General features: G+C 62.6%; 15 protein-coding genes. 7 read left to right on the top strand and 8 right to left on the bottom strand.

The window, feature by feature from the left end; all coding sequences use genetic code 11:
* Nucleotides 1-174 precede the first annotated feature (174 nt).
* From CLV41_RS00210 to CLV41_RS00180, 7 genes are all read left to right on the top strand, one after another.
* On the top strand, nt 175-876 hold the full coding sequence (locus CLV41_RS00210) for a GntR family transcriptional regulator (RefSeq protein ID WP_235867026.1): 702 nt from the start codon (nt 175-177) through the stop codon (nt 874-876).
* Between the two features lie 447 nt (nt 877-1,323).
* Nucleotides 1,324-1,941, top strand: a complete 618-nt coding sequence (locus tag CLV41_RS00205) for a GntR family transcriptional regulator (protein WP_170107075.1) — start codon at nt 1,324-1,326, stop codon at nt 1,939-1,941.
* A gap of 83 nt (nt 1,942-2,024) precedes the next feature.
* Nucleotides 2,025-3,056, top strand: coding sequence for a TRAP transporter substrate-binding protein (locus tag CLV41_RS00200; protein ID WP_103221435.1), 1,032 nt, complete (start codon nt 2,025-2,027; stop codon nt 3,054-3,056).
* A gap of 61 nt (nt 3,057-3,117) precedes the next feature.
* A complete protein-coding gene (locus tag CLV41_RS00195; RefSeq protein ID WP_103220285.1) occupies nt 3,118-3,672 on the top strand; it encodes a TRAP transporter small permease in 555 nt (184 codons plus the stop codon).
* A 7-nt stretch (nt 3,673-3,679) separates the two neighbouring features.
* A complete protein-coding gene (locus tag CLV41_RS00190) occupies nt 3,680-4,975 on the top strand; it encodes a TRAP transporter large permease (protein WP_103220284.1) in 1,296 nt (431 codons plus the stop codon).
* A complete protein-coding gene (locus CLV41_RS00185) occupies nt 4,972-6,390 on the top strand; it encodes an amidase (protein ID WP_103220283.1) in 1,419 nt (472 codons plus the stop codon). Before CLV41_RS00190 ends, CLV41_RS00185 begins: the two co-directional genes overlap by 4 nt.
* The gene (locus CLV41_RS00180) at nt 6,383-7,138 is read left to right on the top strand and encodes a hypothetical protein (protein ID WP_103220282.1); all 756 of its coding nucleotides are present in this window, start codon (nt 6,383-6,385) and stop codon (nt 7,136-7,138) included. The genes CLV41_RS00185 and CLV41_RS00180 overlap by 8 nt, the downstream gene beginning before the upstream one ends.
* Nucleotides 7,139-7,157: 19 nt before the next feature.
* Here CLV41_RS00180 and CLV41_RS00175 read toward each other — a convergent pair whose 3' ends face one another.
* The 8 genes from CLV41_RS00175 to CLV41_RS00140 form a co-directional block, all read right to left on the bottom strand.
* Nucleotides 7,158-9,269, bottom strand: a complete 2,112-nt coding sequence (locus tag CLV41_RS00175; RefSeq protein WP_103220281.1) for a molybdopterin cofactor-binding domain-containing protein — start codon at nt 9,267-9,269, stop codon at nt 7,158-7,160.
* Entirely contained in the window at nt 9,266-9,763 is a 498-nt protein-coding gene (locus CLV41_RS00170; RefSeq protein WP_103220280.1) for a (2Fe-2S)-binding protein, read from the bottom strand. The genes CLV41_RS00175 and CLV41_RS00170 overlap by 4 nt, the downstream gene beginning before the upstream one ends.
* An 18-nt stretch (nt 9,764-9,781) precedes the next feature.
* Nucleotides 9,782-10,687 (bottom strand): 2-oxo acid dehydrogenase subunit E2, encoded by a 906-nt coding sequence (locus CLV41_RS00165; RefSeq protein WP_235867025.1) that lies wholly within the window; start codon nt 10,685-10,687, stop codon nt 9,782-9,784.
* A gap of 10 nt (nt 10,688-10,697) precedes the next feature.
* Nucleotides 10,698-12,161 carry an NAD-dependent succinate-semialdehyde dehydrogenase gene (locus CLV41_RS00160; RefSeq protein ID WP_103220278.1) on the bottom strand — a complete coding sequence of 488 codons (1,464 nt, stop codon included), beginning with the start codon at nt 12,159-12,161 and terminating at the stop codon, nt 10,698-10,700.
* Between the two features lie 11 nt (nt 12,162-12,172).
* The gene (locus CLV41_RS00155; RefSeq protein WP_103220277.1) at nt 12,173-13,198 is read right to left on the bottom strand and encodes a biotin/lipoyl-containing protein; all 1,026 of its coding nucleotides are present in this window, start codon (nt 13,196-13,198) and stop codon (nt 12,173-12,175) included.
* Between the two features lie 2 nt (nt 13,199-13,200).
* Nucleotides 13,201-14,184, bottom strand: a complete 984-nt coding sequence (locus tag CLV41_RS00150) for an alpha-ketoacid dehydrogenase subunit beta (protein WP_103220276.1) — start codon at nt 14,182-14,184, stop codon at nt 13,201-13,203.
* Complete coding sequence (locus CLV41_RS00145; RefSeq protein ID WP_103220275.1) at nt 14,185-15,174, bottom strand: thiamine pyrophosphate-dependent dehydrogenase E1 component subunit alpha; 990 nt, start codon at nt 15,172-15,174, stop codon at nt 14,185-14,187.
* Nucleotides 15,175-15,239: 65 nt separating this feature from the next.
* Nucleotides 15,240-16,538, bottom strand: coding sequence for a M24 family metallopeptidase (locus CLV41_RS00140; RefSeq protein ID WP_103220274.1), 1,299 nt, complete (start codon nt 16,536-16,538; stop codon nt 15,240-15,242).
* Nucleotides 16,539-16,637: the final 99 nt, after the last annotated feature.

Here is a 16,637-nt window from a genome sequence, read left to right as displayed (position 1 = left end):
GAACAAAGACATGGGTGGCCATGCAAACACGGGGCCAAATGTGCACATTTTTATTTCTTATTTTAATTCAAAGTGTTAGTTACTTTCGTATGCGAAAAGACTGATTCGGAATCTTTTTGTGCACATTTTTTGGTATTTTTGTGCACAAATTGAATCCAGAGAGACGAACCGGACGTGAAACAGACCATGCGGCGCACCCCCAAATCGGCTCCCGAAATTGACGAAATGGTCTATGACCGGCTGTCCAACGCCCTGATGGAAGGCAAGCTGAGAGCGGGTACGAAGCTGGCCGAGCACAAGCTTGCGGATGCCCTGGGCGTATCGCGCGAACGCGTGCGCAAGGCCCTGCACCGGCTTGCCGCCGACCGCCGTATCGACATCATTCCGAACAGGGGCGCGCGCGTCCCCAGTCCTTCCGCGGAGGAGATCCGGGCGGTCTACCAGGCCCACAGGACGCTGGAGGCCGGTGTGCTTCTGCAGCTCGGCACGTCCCTTTCCGAAGCCATGCTCACTTCGCTGGAGCAGCATCTTCACAAGGAGCGCGACGCCGCGCGCGCAAATGACCGCGCATTGTCCGTGCGCCTTTCCGGCGAGTTTCATATTCTGCTGGTCGACGCACTCGACAACGCAGAGCTGTCGCGCTTCATCCGGGACCTGCTCAGCCGCTCGTCGATCATGGTCTCTCTTTACGAACATAGCGGGCACTCGGCCTGCGGCGTCGATGAACATGCCGCGATCGTCGAAGCCCTGCGCAAAGGAGACCCGATGTCGGCCGTCGCCCTTTCCAGGGATCACTTCACCCACGTTCAGGAACGGCTCGATTTTCCGGCAGCGGACTCCGCCCCGGTGAATTTTCAGGACATTTTCCAAAGCTGAAGGCGCCGCGGACCCGGTTATGCCGCCAATGGCATTTTCCCCGCCGCACGCTTCCCGACGACCCGGCACCGCATATGCCCTGACCATGCATTCCGTTCCTTCCGGTTTATCCCACCCAAAAAAACTGGCTGCGCGGGAAAAGATTTACCGGAGTGAAGCAATCGCGGTGCCAAGAGCCCGCCACGAGCGGGAGATCTTCCTAAGCTTTTGAAACGAAATACTTAACCGCACGGGCTCCGGCCACGCGCATAAGCCGGGCTCGCCGGATCCCGCACCTTCACATTGTATATTGTATACAATTTGGGCATAAAAGATTGATATATAGGCATTTTATATTTTGCCAAACCGCCATTTTCGACGATTATCGTCGCCAACATGAATCTGCATCCGAAAAATACGTCCGCACGGACGGTGCGTCCCGTTCGACGCCAACAGCTCCATGAAAATGTGGCCAGGCAGCTGCGCGCACTGATTCTCGAGGGCGTCCTGAGCGACGGTGACCGCATCATCGAAACTGCTTTATGCGCGCAGCTCAATGTCTCGCGGACGCCGCTTCGCGAGGCGATCAAAACGCTGATCCATGAAGGTCTGATCGAACACCGGCCAAACCGCGGCGCTCGTGTCACAAAGACGACGGCCAAGGAAATGCGGCAACTGTTCGAAGTCATCTCCGGCCTCGAGATGCTTGCAGCCGAAACCGTGGCCACCTCCATAAAACCCACGGAATTCAAGCGTTTGCAATCGCTACACGACAAGATGGCCATGCATCACGCGGCAGGTGAGCGGGATGAGTATTTTGTGCTCAATCACCAGATCCACCTGAAAATCGTCGAGCTCTCGGGCAATCCGATCCTCGTCGAAACACACGCATCGCTCATGACGCGCGCCCGTCACCTGCGCTACCAGGCCCTCGCCGGACAGGACCGCTGGATGGAAGCGATGGAGGAGCATAACGGGATCATGAAGGCGTTCGAGGCGGGCGACGCGGCACTCGCCGGGCGTCTCATGAAGCAGCACGTGCGGCGCACGGGGGAAGTGGTCGAAGCGACGTTTCCCGGCCCCTGAACGGACGCCCCGGCGCGCCTCTCGCGCATAATTGGCATAACGCTTGCTCTTCGTACTCCGTCAGAACAAAAATGGAGTACGTCATGCGTCAAATTTTTGCAGCCCTTTCCCTTGGCCTTCTGCTCGGTTCGCCGGCAATCGGCGAAACCATCGAACTGAAGGTTCTCGGCCAGCCCGGAAGCACCGGCCTGATCCAGAAGAACAAGGAACTGCCCTTCTTCGAAACCTTCGCGGCGGATACCGGCCTCGACGTGACGGTGAACTTCCAGCCGCTGGATGCGACCGGCATCAAGGACACCGAGGAACTGCGCGTCCTCAAGAGCGGCCTGTTCAACGTCATTTCCCTGCGCATGTCGCAGGTCAGCCGTGACGAACCGACGATCCTGGGCCTGGATCTCGTCGGCCTGAACCCGACCTACGACGCCGGCAAGAAGACGATGGCCGATTTCTCGGAAATCGTCGACAAGCGCCTTCAGGAAAAATTCAACACAAAGCTGCTCGGTATCTGGCCGTTCGGGCCGCAGGTCCTGTTCTGCAAGCCGGAGATCGGCAAGCTGACCGACCTCAAGGGTTACAAGGTGCGGGTCTATGACCAGAACCTTGCGAAGTTCGTGGAAAGTGTCGGCGGCATCCCGGTGCCCCTCGGCTTCTCGGAAGTCCAGCAGTCCCTTGCCCGCGGCGTCGTGGACTGCGCGATCACCGGCCCGAGCTCGGCGAATTCCGCCGCATGGCCGGAAGTCACGACCCATGTCCTGCCACTGGCCTTCCAGATCGCCCTGAACGGTTACGGCATCAACCTCGATACCTGGAACAAGTTCAGCCCGGAAGACCAGGCGAAGATCGAGGCGGCCTTCGACACATTGGTCTCCGAAATCTGGGCCTATTCGGAAGAACTGTTCGACGACGCCATGCGCTGCAATGTCGGCAAGACGCCTTGCGAATTGAACAAGCCGTATAATCTCGTCGAGGTTCCGATCTCCGAGGAAGACCTGAAAATCGTCGAAAGCGCGGTGAAGGAACTCTCCTTCCCGGCCTGGGCCGAAGTCTGCGACGCCACCAACCCGTCCTGTTCGGCGGACTGGAAAGCCACCGTCGGCACCCGCCTCGGCATGTAACAGCTGCCGGCGCGCCGAAAACGGCGCGCCGCATTCCCCTGAACAACGGGTCTTTGCGATCATGCACTTCTTCACTCGTGTGGCGAGCTGGTCCTTCGGACTGCTTCTGCTTGCCTTTTCCCTTTTCGTGACGCTGGAAACGCTCAGCCGGAAGATCTTCAACCATTCCTTCCAGGGTGCCGACGAGCTCGGGGGCTATATCCTCGCGATCTGCGGCTCGCTTGCCTTCTCCGTTGCTGTCGTCGAACGCGGACATATCCGTATCGACTTCCTCTATGACCGGATGCCGCCGCGCGTGCAGGCGGCGCTCAATATCCTCGCGACGCTGTCCCTGTTCGCCTTCGGTATCTTTTTCCTGCGCTACTGCTTTTCGGTCATCAAGGACACGCTCGACTACGGCAGCACCGCCGCCACGCCCTGGGCGACGCCGCTCATCTATCCGCAGGCCATCTGGTACGCCGCCCTGGCGATCTTTTTCATCGTGACCGCGCTGCGCACCGCGTCGGCCTTCAGGCAGCTGATTTCGGGCGATCTGGACGGCCTGAACCACGACTTCGGACCCAAGGGCGTCTCCGAGGAACTGAATGACGAACTGACGGACCTTCGGAGCAGATAGTCGGACCATGGCCGTATCAACCATTCTCATCGCATTCTTCATCATGCTGGCAGTAATGCTGGTCGGAGTACCGATCGCAGCTGTCATGGCCCTTGCGGGCATCGTCGGCGGGGTGCTCGCCTTCGGCTGGCCGCTGGTGGAAACCATGGGGGCCGTCGTCTGGGGCGTCCAGAACGAAAACCTTCTCACCGCAATTCCGCTGTTCATTCTGCTCGGCGAGCTGCTTTTGCGCAGCGGCATCGCCGACCGGATGTACGGGGCCATGTCCATGTGGCTGGGTTTCCTGCCGGGCGGGCTGCTGCACACGAATATCGGCTGCTGCGCGCTGTTTTCAGCAACCTCCGGGTCTTCCGTGGCGACAGCCGCGACGATCGGCACCGTCGCCATGCCGACCCTCGACGCGCGCGGCTACGACAAGGCCAGGGCCCTGGGCAGCCTAGCGGCCGGCGGGACGCTGGGCATCCTCATTCCCCCGAGCGTCAATCTGCTTGTCTACGGCTCCATGGCCGAACAGTCGATCGGACAGCTCTTCGTCGCCGGCATCGTCCCCGGTATCCTGCTGACCCTGTGTTTCATGGCCTACATCGGCTACACCCACCGGCACGAGCGGGGCGAAAGCGCGGACGTTATCTCCCTTGCGGACAAGGTAAAGGCCTCAACGGCCCTGCTGCCGCCCGTGATCATCTTCATGATCGTCATCGGCAGCATTTATCTGGGCATCGCGACCCCGACGGAATCCGCCGCGCTCGGTGTCACCACCGCACTGGGTTTCGTGCTGTTCCACCGCAAGCTCAGCCTTGAATTCCTCAACCGCTGCTTCATCCAGACAGCCAAGACCACGGGCATGGTCCTGCTTATCGTCACCAGCGCCTTCATCCTGAACGTGACGCTTTCCCTGACAGGCGCGGCCCAGTCGATGACCTCGTGGATCGCGTCGCTCGGCCTGTCGCCGGTCGGACTGCTTCTCGCTCTGGTGGTCTTCTATCTCGTCCTCGGCATGTTCATGGATGTGCTGTCCATGCAGGTGCTCACCATTCCGATCGCCGTGCCGGTGATCACATCGGCGGGGATCGACCCGGTATGGTTCGGCATCTTCGTCGTGCTGATGTGCGAACTGGGACTGATCACCCCGCCGGTCGGCATGAACCTTTATGTGGTCCAGGGCGTGCGGCTGGACGGCGGTCCCTTCATCGACGTGGTCAGGGGAGCCGTGCCCTATGTCGTCATCATGCTGGTCTTCACACTGCTGATGATCGCCTTCCCGAGTATTGCCCTCTGGCTGCCGAGAACAATGTTCCAATGACCGAAGTTTGGAAGAAAACGCTCAGCGAACTCGCGTCGGATCTGGCGGCGGGCTGGATCTCGTCCGTGGACCTGACCGAAGACGTGCTGTCGCGAGCCGACCGGCTCGATCCTGCGATCAACGCCCTGGTTACCCGGAACGACATGGCGCTCACTCAGGCCGCGGAAAGTGATGCCCGCCGCTCGGCAGGAGAAACCCTGGGGCCGCTGGACGGCATTCCGCTCGCGGTGAAGGACAACATCCTGACCGCGTCGATCCGCACCACGTGGGGAAGTCCGGTCTATGGCGATTTCATGCCTGCCGAGGACGAGACGCCTGTTGCCCGGCTGAAAGCGGCCGGCATGGTGATACTCGGCAAGACCAACGTTCCCGAATTCACGCTGGAAGGGTTTACCGACAATCCGCTGTTCGGACCGACGCGCAATCCTTGGGACACAACGCTGACCCCTGGCGGGTCCAGCGGCGGATCGGTCGCGGGGGTCGCCGCGGGTCTTTTCCCCGCAGCGATCGGAACCGACGGAGGCGGGTCCATCAGACGGCCCTGCGGCTATACGGGTCTTTTCGGACTGAAGCCGACGATCGGCCGACTCGCGCGGACAGTGACCCTTCCCCAGGTTCTCTTCGATATGGAAGTCGTCGGCCCGATCACCCGGGACGTCGAGAGCGCCGCGCTGCTTTTTCGCGCCATGGAAGGATACCATCACGGTGACCCGAGATCGTCTCTCCCCGACGAGCCGGGAAGGGACCTGGATCTGGGCTCCGCGCCGTCCCGCCTGAATATTCTCTACGTCGAAAAGATGGCAAACGCCCCGCTTGATCCCCTTATCGCCGACAGCAGCCGGCAGATGGCGGCAAGACTGGAGACCCTCGGCCACAGGGTAACGCCCGGCACCCTGCCGCTGAACCTTGACGATCTCAATGAACACTGGACACGCATCGGCCAGGCCGGACTGGGTTCCCTTGCAAGGCAGCTTGGCGATGGGTTCGCGAGCGCCAGTCCGAAATACCGGGAGATGGCCGATTCCAGCCGTTCCTTCGGGGCGGATGCGCTGTTTGCGCTTTTCGACCGGATCGCCCGCCTGCGCGAGGACGCGGCGCGTTTTTACCACACTTGTGACGCGGTTCTTACACCGTCGAGTGCCGCCATGCCCTGGCCCGTGGGAACGGACTATCCGTCCATGATCGACGGCCAGTCGGCCGGACCACGCGGACATGCCGTCTATACCGGCTGGGTGAACGCCATCGGGCATCCGGCGGTTAATCTGCCCGGCCCGCCGGCCCCGAACGGACTGCCCATCGGCTGCCAGCTGGTGGGCGCGCATAACCGTGACTGGCTCCTGATGAGACTGGCCCGGCAATACGAAAAAGCTTTCCCCTGGCACGACAAATGGCCGGAGATGGCACTCGATGACTGATAAAGATCCCGAGCGGACGGAAAAGAGGCTCGATGCGGCCGCGGAACTGCTCGCGGGGTGCCGCGGCAATGGCGCCACGCTAGCGCAGCTGCCCGTCTATGCCCGGCCGGAAACGGAACAGGAAGGGTACGATGTGCAGCGGCGCGTCGTGCAGTTTCTGAATGCCGCTCCGCGAAGCTGGAAGGTGTCCGCTTCGGGCCCCAGCGGACCGACCGCGGCGCCTGTCTGGGGCGGCGAAGCCCTGTCGTCACCCACCCGTGCCGGCGAAAGGCTGCTGCTGGAAACCGAGATCGCCCTCAGGCTCTGTCACGACCTGCCCTGCCGGCCATCTGTCGCCTATACGCGAAACACCATCCTGAAGGCCGTGGACGTCTTTGCCGTGGCTTTCGAACGTGTCTCATACCGGCTGACGGCTCCCGACCTGCCGTTTCCCCAACGGCTGGCGGATTGTCTGGCGAATGACGGTCTGGTCATCGGCACGGCTTTGCCAATTGCCGACCTGCGGCCCGATCCGGTGGCGCATCTGACCCTTTGCCGGAACGGGACGCCCGAGGCATTCACGCCGGTCAATATCGACCCGGTCGGCGCCCTTCTGGCCTATGCCAACCACGGCGGCGACCTGCTGGGCGGCCTGAAAAAAGGACAATGGGTGCTCACCGGTTCGATGACCGGAATGCAGAAGGTGGACAGTGCGTCGGAATGGAGCGCCGTCTGGAACGGTGTTTCCGAAGTGCGGCTCAGTTTCTGAACCTACCAAGGACAGCCGGTCACGCCAGGGCGGCAGCCATGATGCGCTCACGCGTCAGCGGCAGATCGCAGATCTGTATGCCCAGGGCCTGGAAAAGGGCGCTGCCGATTGCCGCCGCCACCGGGCCCGCCATGGCCTCGGCGCAGCCGAGCGGCGGATCCTCGGGCCTGTCGATCAGGGTGACGGCCACCTGCGGTACTTCGGAAAACCTGAGGATCGGATAATCGAGCCAGGTTTCCGTTGCGACCAGCGGGCCTGCCAGCTTCACCTCTTCCTTCAGGGTCCAGCTGACCGCCTGGAGAATTCCGCCCTCGATCTGGTTCAGGGCACCGTCCGGGTTGACGATTTCACCGCTATCCACGGCCGCGTGGATATGGGAAACCGTGACCGTTTCCTCCACTCGGATCCTGGCCAGAACCGCGGCATAGGCTCCGGTATTCTTGTATCTGCCGAAGCCGAGACCCCAGCCTTCCGCACCCGGCTCCATGTCCCGCCGCAGGGCCTCACCTTCGGCCATGACGGTTTCGATCACCTTTGCCGCTCTTGGATCGTCGAGATGCCGAAGCCGGAGGGTCACCGGGTCCTGCCCGGTCTCGGCGGCAATCTTTTCCATCAGCATCTCGATGGCGAAGATATTGAGATGCGCGCCGAGCGCCCGCAGGGACGATGTCCGGTAGGGCAAATCGTGGACCAGTTTCTTGCCGACATGAAGGTTCGGGACCCGGTAGTAAGGGATCGCATTGCGGTCCGCGCCGCCCTGCGGCAGGGGCACGTCGTTGGATCTTTGAAACGGTACCGGCTCGGCGAGACGGGTTGCCGTCACGAGGTTCGGCACACCGGCCGTGTCCGGCCGATTGCCGTGCGGCGCACTGGTGACGCATATGGAGGCCGATTGAAGCGCGCCGGTTTCGTCCACAACCGCCCTGGCGGTGGTCAGCATGCCCGGCCCGAGCGGGGCGACCCGGAATTCATCGAGACGGCTCCAGATCACCTTCACCGGTTTTCCCGGAACACGGCGCGCCAGCAGAGCCGCATCGAAGGCGGCATCGTCCGCGCCGTTGTGTCCATAACACCCGGCGCCCGACGCGTGTTCGATGCTGATGGCCTCGATATCCAGCCCCAGAACCCGGGCGACCGCGTTGCGAAGCTGAAACACGCCCTGCGAATGGGACCAGATCTTCAGCCTGCCGTCCCGCCAGACGGCCATGGCGGCGGAGGGGCCGATGGACCCGTGGCTGAGATAGGCCCGGCTGGCGGTGACTTCGACGGCATTTCCGTCCTCTTCCGGGATTTTTCCCTTCTCAAGGATTACCGTTTCAGCGCTGGCGGCGCCCGCAAGAAGCTCGCGGAGCGACGCGGCTTGAGGCAAATCCGGGACAGCCCATTCGGCACGGTTTGCCGCCCAGTCCACCGCGGCGGTCACCACAGAAAAACTCCCGGCGAGAATGCCGACAACGGAACCGTCGCGAAAGACGTCGATGATGCCCGGTCTTGCGGCCAGGGTCTTCAGATCCAGTGAGCGGAGCATTGCCCCTTGCACCGGCGGATGGAGGATCCGCCCGTGCACCATGCCTTCCGGCGCGAAATCGTGAATGAAGGGTGTCCCGAATATGCGGTTGGGCAAGTCCCTGCGCGGGAGAGGTTGCGACGACAGCGTGCGCCGTTCCGGCACCAAAAGGGCGGCATAGTCGATGACCGGGACCGCGAAATTCAAACCGGTGGCGACATCCCTGAGATCCAGATCCGTCGGCCGGCCGCCTTCCAGAATATCCCCGTCGCGCACGGACAGGCTCAGGTAATCGGCGTTCAGCTTCAGCGACGCTTCCCGCAAGACCAGCACACGGGCCGCCGACGCGGCGAACCGGAGCGCCATTCCGCCTATGGAGACCGACATGCTGCCGGCCGTGTAGCCTTCATTTGGGGTGCGCTCGGTATTTCCGGAGGTGATGACGACATCGTTCGGAGCAAGCCCCAGTTCGTCCGCCGCCATCTGCGCCAGCGCGGTCAGATTTCCCTGACCGAGTTCGACGCGGCCCGTCAGCACCTCGACGGTCCGCCCGGGTCCGAAACGGATCCAGTCGGATATGTCGGGAGCAGCCTTGAGCGGCAGGGGGATGCTGGGCGCGCTCATCGGTCTGTCGCCGCCGTCATGACCTCACCCGCGAGGCGGACAGCCCTAAGGATACGCAGATGTGCCCCGCAGCGGCAGAGGTTATCGTCCAGCGCCTCGCGGATCCGGGCGTCCGGTGCATCGGGCTCGCGATCGAGCAGCGCTTTCGCCGCCATGAGTATGCCCGGAAGACAATAGCCGCATTGCGCCGCCTGGCAGGCCAGAACGGCTTCCGCCAGCGGATGGGTCGCGCCGCCGGCGGCCAGGCATTCGACGGTCTCGATCCGTTTGCCGCGAACCGCCTCCAGCGGCAGATCGCAGGAGGTCACCGCCTTTCCCTCCACGATCACCGTGCAGGCCCCACAGGTGCCCTGCCCGCAGCCGAAGCGTGTGCCCTTCAGTCCGAGAACCTCTCTGAGGACGTGAAGCAGAGGCAGGGTGTCGTGGCCGCTGATCGTGGTCTGCCCGCCGTTGAGCGTGACTGTTATGCCTTCTGTGCTTTGCTGGTCCGCCATTCAGGTCTTTCCATCCGTTCAGAGCAACAAACGTCGCGGGTCGCCGATCAGCGTTGCGTATTCGGCAAGAAATCTGGCGGCCTCCGCGCCGTTGATGACCCGATGGTCATAGCTGAGATCGAGCGGAACGACGGGACGCGGCTGGAAGGCCTCGCCGTCCCAGACCGGCTGGATGCGGGTGCGCGTGATACCGAGAATGGCCACTTCCGGCGGGTTGACGATGGGCGTGAAGGCCGTTCCGCCGATACCGCCGAGATTGGAGATCGACATCGACGCGCCGCCCAGCGCATCGGGTGGGAGCTTGCGCCCGGCGGCTTTTGCCGCCAGCGCGGAAATGTCCTTCGCGAGTTCGAACAGACCCTTGCGGTCGGCATCGCGGACGACGGGAACCGTCAGGCCGTAGGGCGTATCGACGGCGATGCCGATGTGCACATAGTCCTTCAGATAGAGCATTGCTCCGTCCGGACTGAGCGATGCATTGAAGGTCTCGAAGCGTTTCAGGCAATGTACCAGCGCCTTCACATGGAAGGCGAGCGCCGTCAGCCTGACACCGTTTTCCGCCGCTTCCGCCTTGAGGGTCTTGCGGAACTCCTCGATCGCACCTGCATCGGCCTCGTCGTGATGGGTCACCTGCGGGATGAGCGCGTTCGCGGCGGCAAGGTTGCGGGCCGAAGTCCGGGCGAAGCGGGTCATCGGCTCTGCGCGGACTGGTCCGTAGGCGGAATGATCGACATCCCAGAAGGTGGAATGATCCGGCCCGGATACAGAAGAGAGGCCACCGCCCGGTTTCGAGCCGGAAACCGCCGCCTCGACATCCTCGCGCGCCAGCGCCCTGCGGCCGAGCGTACGGCCGAGATCCTCCAGATCGATCCCCTTGCGCCCGGCAAGGGCGCGGACTGACGGGCTTGCGGTGACCCTGGTCAAATGCCTGTCCCTACCAGCTTGCCGAAATATACTGGGTCTCCATGAATTCCAGCATGCCCTCATGGCCGCCTTCACGCCCAAGACCGGACTGCTTGGTGCCGCCGAACGGCGCCGCCGGATCGGAAACAAGCCCCCGGTTCAGGCCGACCATGCCGTAATCGAGCCTTTCGCAGACCTGCAGTCCGCGCTTCATGTCTTCGGTGAACACATAGGCCACCAGCCCGTATTCGGTGTCGTTGGCGCGGCGGATGACGTCTTCCGTGTCGGAAAAGGTCTGGAGCGCGGCGACGGGACCGAAGATCTCGTCATGCACACAATCGGCCGTTTCGGGAACATTTGTCAGAACCGTCGGCGGATAGAAGAAGCCGGGTCCGTCCGGAACCGTCCCGCCGAGCAGCAGATCCGCGCCTTTGGCGATTGCGTCCCGGACAAAGGCGGCCACCTTGTCACGCGTATCGGCGTTGACGAGCGGGCCGACATCGACATCCGGTTCGAGACCGTTGCCGAGTTTCAGCGCAGCCATGGAGGCCGTCAGTTTTTCGGCGAATTCGCCGGCCACGCTCTCGTGAACGTAGAACCGGTTCGCGGCGGTGCAGGCTTCGCCGAGATTGCGCATCTTGGCCAGCATCGCGCCTTCAACCGCCGTATCGAGATCCGCGTCGTCGAAGACAATCAGCGGTGCGTTGCCGCCCAGTTCCATCGCCGGTTTCAGCACCTGATCGGCGGCGGAATGGAGCAGCTTGCGGCCCACCTGGGTCGAACCGGTAAAGGAAACGACCCGCACGCGCGGATCGTGCAGAAGATGATCGACCAGCGCGCCGGATTTTTTCGACGGCAGAACGTTTACAAGCCCCTTGGGAACACCGGCCTCTTCCAGCAGCGGCATCAGCGCCAGCATGGTGAGAGGTGTTTCGGAGGCCGGCTTGATGATCACCGGACATCCGGCTGCAAGAGCCGGTGCGATCTTGCGCGTGCCCATGGCGGCGGGATAGTTCCAGGGCGTCACCAGAACCGCGATGCCCGCCGGCTTGTGCTGGACGATGATCCGGGCTCCCGACGCCGGCGCCCGGGTGATCAGACCGTCCGCACGCACCGCTTCCTCGGCGAACCAGCGGAAGAATTCCGCCGCATAGGCGGCCTCGCCCCGCGCATCGTTGCCCGCCTTGCCGTTTTCCAGAGTGATCAGCGTGGCGAACTCGTCCAGCCGCGCTGTCATGAGTTCCCAGCATTTGCGCAGGATTTCAGAACGCGCGCGCGGCGTGCGCGACGCCCATTCGCCAAAGGCGGCCTCGGCCGCATCGAGTGCAGCGTCCGCGTCGGCGATTTCGGCGGAGGCTACCGAAGCGAGCACTTCCTCCGTTGCCGGGTTGAGGACATCGAAACGCTCGCCGTTCGCGCCTTCCCGCCAGCTTCCATCGATGTGGAGGTCGGATAAAAACTGCCGTGCATCGACATTCAGAACAGGTTTGGTCATTGGTCTTGTCCTCAAAGTAGCTGCCGGAGGGGTTCCTCCAGCCGCCCGGCAAAGGCGTCGAGCATGGCGATCAGCACCTCGTCGTCAAGTTGCTCGCGTGTCGCCGAAAGAGATACCGTCAGGTTCGCCTGACCGCGGGCAATTGTAACCGTCGGCGCATGGGTCGCCGCAAGTTCCGCCTCCGTCAGGCGCGATGCGGTCAGGTCGTAGACAATCAGATCGGCGTGCTGTCCGTCTTCATCTTCTGAAAGGTCCAGAAGGCCGCACCGGTCGGGATCCTGGAATATCCGCGAGGGTTTGCGCGGAGCGGAAACGGAGACGGCGAGCGTCTGCAATCCGGTTGCCGACCTGAAGCTGCCGGCCGCGAATGTGGCAAGGACCAGATCCGCCGCGACCGCGCCTTGCCCGGCAAGCCAATCGCAGAATTCGTCGAAGGGCGCCGCCGGAACGCTGGCGCGTGCGAAGATGCGCTGCGACGCGGCCCCAACCTGCCCCCCGTCCGCCTGGCTGGCATGCATACCCTTGAGATGGTCGAGATCGGCGGCGCGATAAGGCTGCGGGTGACCCGCTTTCGCCAGACGGGTCAAGTCAAGTCCCTGCTCGGCCGCGAGGCGCTTCGCCTTGGGTGAGGCCAGCACCCTGCCTTCAGACGGCGGTGCCGTATCCTTCGGTTTTTCCGGAATTTGTGGGGTTGGTTTCGCAACAGTGGGGGCGACCCGCGGCGTGTCGTCCACCTTGTCCGTCGTTGCAGCCGGTGTTGCCGGAGCATCTTCAGTCGGCGCCCCGGCGGCTTTGTCCATGCTGGCGGAAATGATGGCGATCACGGCGCCGACAGGAACGTCCTCACCCTCTTTTGCACGCAGCTCGGTCACGAAGCCATCGGCCTGCGCCTCGACTTCCATGGCGGCCTTGTCGGTCTCCACTTCCATCAGGACATCACCGATCTTCACTGCGTCGCCCGGCTGCTTGCGCCAGGCAAGGAGCAACCCGGTTTCCTGGGCCATTCCAAGCGCGGGCATGATGACTTCATGGGTCATCGTCAGATCTCCCCCCGGCAGAGCCGGCGCGCCCGCTCCGCGACCTGCTCGGGCGTCGGCACGGTCAGGTCTTCAAGTGCGGGAGAGAACGGCACCGGCACATCCATCGCACCCATGCGCTGAACGGGATTATCCAGGTAATAGAAGGCCTTGTCGGCAATGCGCGCGGCGATTTCAGCCGTTACACCGAAGTTTTGGTGTCCTTCGTCGACGACGATGGCCCGGCTGGTCTTCTTCGCCGACCCGACGATCGTGTCCTCGTCGAGCGGAACGATGGTGCGCGGGTCGATGACTTCCGCCGAAATGCCGTCCGCCGCCAGAAGGTCCGCCGCCTTGCGGCAGACCTGAACCATGGAGGAGGTGCCCACCAGCGTGACGTCCTTGCCCTGGCGCAGAATTTCCGCCTTGCCGAACGGCAGCAGATATTCCTCTTCCGGGACGGGCGCCTTGTCGTTGTACATGAGTTTGTCTTCGAAGATCACAACCGGATTGTCATCGCGGATCGCGGTCTTCAACAGACCCTTGGCCTCATAGGCCGATGAGGGCAGCGCCACCTTGAGGCCCGGTATGTGGGCGACAAGCGCATGCAGGGACTGCGAGTGCTGGGCCGCCGAGCGCCGGGTCGCGCCCAGATTGGTGCGCAGGACCAGCGGCACCTTCAGCTTGCCGCCGGACATGTAGTGGGTCTTGGCGGCCTGATTGCAGAGCTGGTCCATCACCAGGAAAATGAAATCTCCGAACATGAGATCGACGATCGGCCTCGACCCGGTCATGGCCGCACCGACAGCCATCCCCATGAAACCGGGCTCCGAAATCGGCGTGTCGATGATGCGCTCCGTTCCGAATTCCTCCACCAGACCCGACAGCACCTTGAACGGGGTCCCGGCTTCCGCCACATCCTCGCCGATCAGGAAAATCGCCGGGTCGCGGCGCATTTCTTCCGCGATCGCTTCATTGACCGCCCTGGAAAGAGTTATTTCGCGCATTCAGGCCCCCTCGGCGAAAACATGCATGTCGACTTCGCGGACATCGGGATAGGGCGCTTCGAGCGCGTACTGCACGGCAGCCTCGGCATCCGCCCGCACCTCGTTGTCCATGGAAACGAGCTCGTCCGGCGTGACGATCTTCTGACCGATCAGCCACTTGCCGAAATTCACGATGGGATCGCGGTGCTTTTTCCAGTCGGCTTCCTCGTCTTTCGTCCGGTAGTAGTCGCGGTTGATGTCGCCGACATGGTGGCCGTGATACCTGTAGGTTTCGAGTTCCACGAAGAACGGTCCCTCGCCCTTGCGGCACCGCGCGACCAGCGTTTGTGCCAGATCGTTCACGGCCAGCACATCCTGACCGTCCACGGTGAAGGAATCGATGCCGAATGCTTCGGCGCGCGCCGTCAGCGACCCGGCGGCGATTTCCGCCGTCTTGGTATATTCGCTGTAACCGTTGTTTTCACAGGCATAGATGATCGGCAGTTTCCAGAGCGCGGCCATGTTCATGACCTCGTACCAGACGCCCTGCGCCGTGGCGCCATCGCCGAAAAAGCAGACCGTCACATGGCCGGTGCCCTGCCGTTTCGCGGTCAGGGCCGATCCGGTGGCAATGCCCATGGAACCGCCGACAATGGCGTTCGCGCCAAGATTGCCGTTTGCCTGATCGGCGATATGCATGGATCCTCCCTTGCCGCGGCAATAGCCTTCGGCCTTGCCCAGAAGCTCGCAGAACATCTGCCGGAACTCCGCACCCTTGGCGACACAATGTCCATGACCGCGATGGGTGGAGGTGATCTTGTCGTCGGAGGTGAGCGCCTCGCATATGCCGACCGCAACCGCTTCCTGGCCGGAATACATGTGGGTCAGTCCCGGCATCTTCGCCGACAGATAGAGCTGGTTGGCGTTGTCCTCGAACGCGCGGATCCGCGCCATCTGGCGGTACATGCGCAGATAGGCCTCCGTATTGGCCTTAGACTTTCTGGCTGCCATTTGAAACTCCTGCGAAGGGACCCGGCCGGCGAAAGGCGCGCCGGACCGGGCAATTCGGACGTCGGTCAGTAGCGGTTGGCGATAGGAAGTTCTTCCGCCGGGAACAGCGAGATCACTTCACAGCCGGTATCCGTGACAACCACTTCTTCCTCGATCCGGGCCGCTGAATACCCATCGGCCGCCGGACAATAGGTCTCGAGCGCGAAAACCATGCCCGTCTTGATCTCCATCGGATTGTCGAGCGACACCGCGCGGGAGATGATCGGGCGTTCGTGCAGCGCCAGCCCGAGTCCATGGCCGAATTGCAGGCCGAATGCCGCCAGCTCATTGGGAAAGCCCAGGCTTTCCGCCGTCGGCCAGACTTCCGCCACCTTGTCGGTGGAGACACCGGGTTTGATGCGCTCGATGGAGGCGTCGAGCCATTCGCGGCATTTCACATAGGCGTCATTCTGCGCGGGCGTAGCCCGGCCGATGTTGAACGTGCGGTAGTAGCAGGTCCGGTAGCCCTGATAGGACTGGAGGATGTCGAAGAAGGCCTGATCGCCCGGCCGGAAGTACCGGTCGGTGAAATTATGCGGGTGCGGGTTGCAGCGCTCGCCCGAGATGGCATTGATGGCTTCCACGTCGTCGGAGCCCATTTCGTAGAGCATCTTGTTGGACATCGCGACGATGTCGTTTTCGCGAATACCCGGTTTCAGTTCCTCGTAGATCATGTGATAGACGCCATCGACCATCGCGGCCGCCTGGGTGAGCAACTGGATCTCGTCGGTATTCTTGATCTCGCGCGCCGACAGCATGATCTGCTGGCCGTCCACCACATTGATGCCGGCTTCCTGCAGGGCGAAGAACATCGCCGTTTCGGCATAGTCGACGCCGACCGGCATGCCCGACATGCCGGCGTCGCGGATGAGGCCGGCGATCTCCTCGGCATAGAGTTTCATCAGGCCGAAGCTTGGCGGAATGGTGCCGCGCATGCCGACAACGCCTGCCCGGCAATGTTCCGGATTGAGCCAGTCGGCATATTTCTTGTGGTGAACGGCGGCCGATCCGAAGTCCCAGACATATGGCTCGTCGTCGCCTGTGAGGAGACAAAAGCGACACATCTTGTCCCGTTCCCACTCGCCGATCTTGGTACCGGAAATGTAGCGGATATTGTTGACGTCGAAGAGCAGGAGCGAGCCGCACTCGCTCTTCTTGAGCGCATCCTTCGCCCGGCTCAGCCGATAGCGGCGCAAGCGGTCATGATCGACGCGGCGCTCGAAATCGACCGCCGTGTGCCCCCAGGCCGGCAGTCTGCCCTCCCAGCGCCAGTTCGGATCCATGTCGCCCGGCTGCAGTATCCGGGGGGTCAGGGCCTGGTTCATTGTCTTTTCTCCTCATCGTGGAACGCGGTGCCGGTCTTTCCGGCGCGCTCCTTGTTCCTCAGTCCGCATTCAAGGAATGCGCAATCGATTGCATATGCG

Origin of the sequence: Roseibium marinum, from assembly GCF_002906165.1 — a bacterium.
Lineage (GTDB): Bacteria > Pseudomonadota > Alphaproteobacteria > Rhizobiales > Stappiaceae > Roseibium > Roseibium marinum.
Note: the sequence above shows the minus strand (reverse complement) of the source record. Positions and strands in the feature narration are given on the sequence as shown.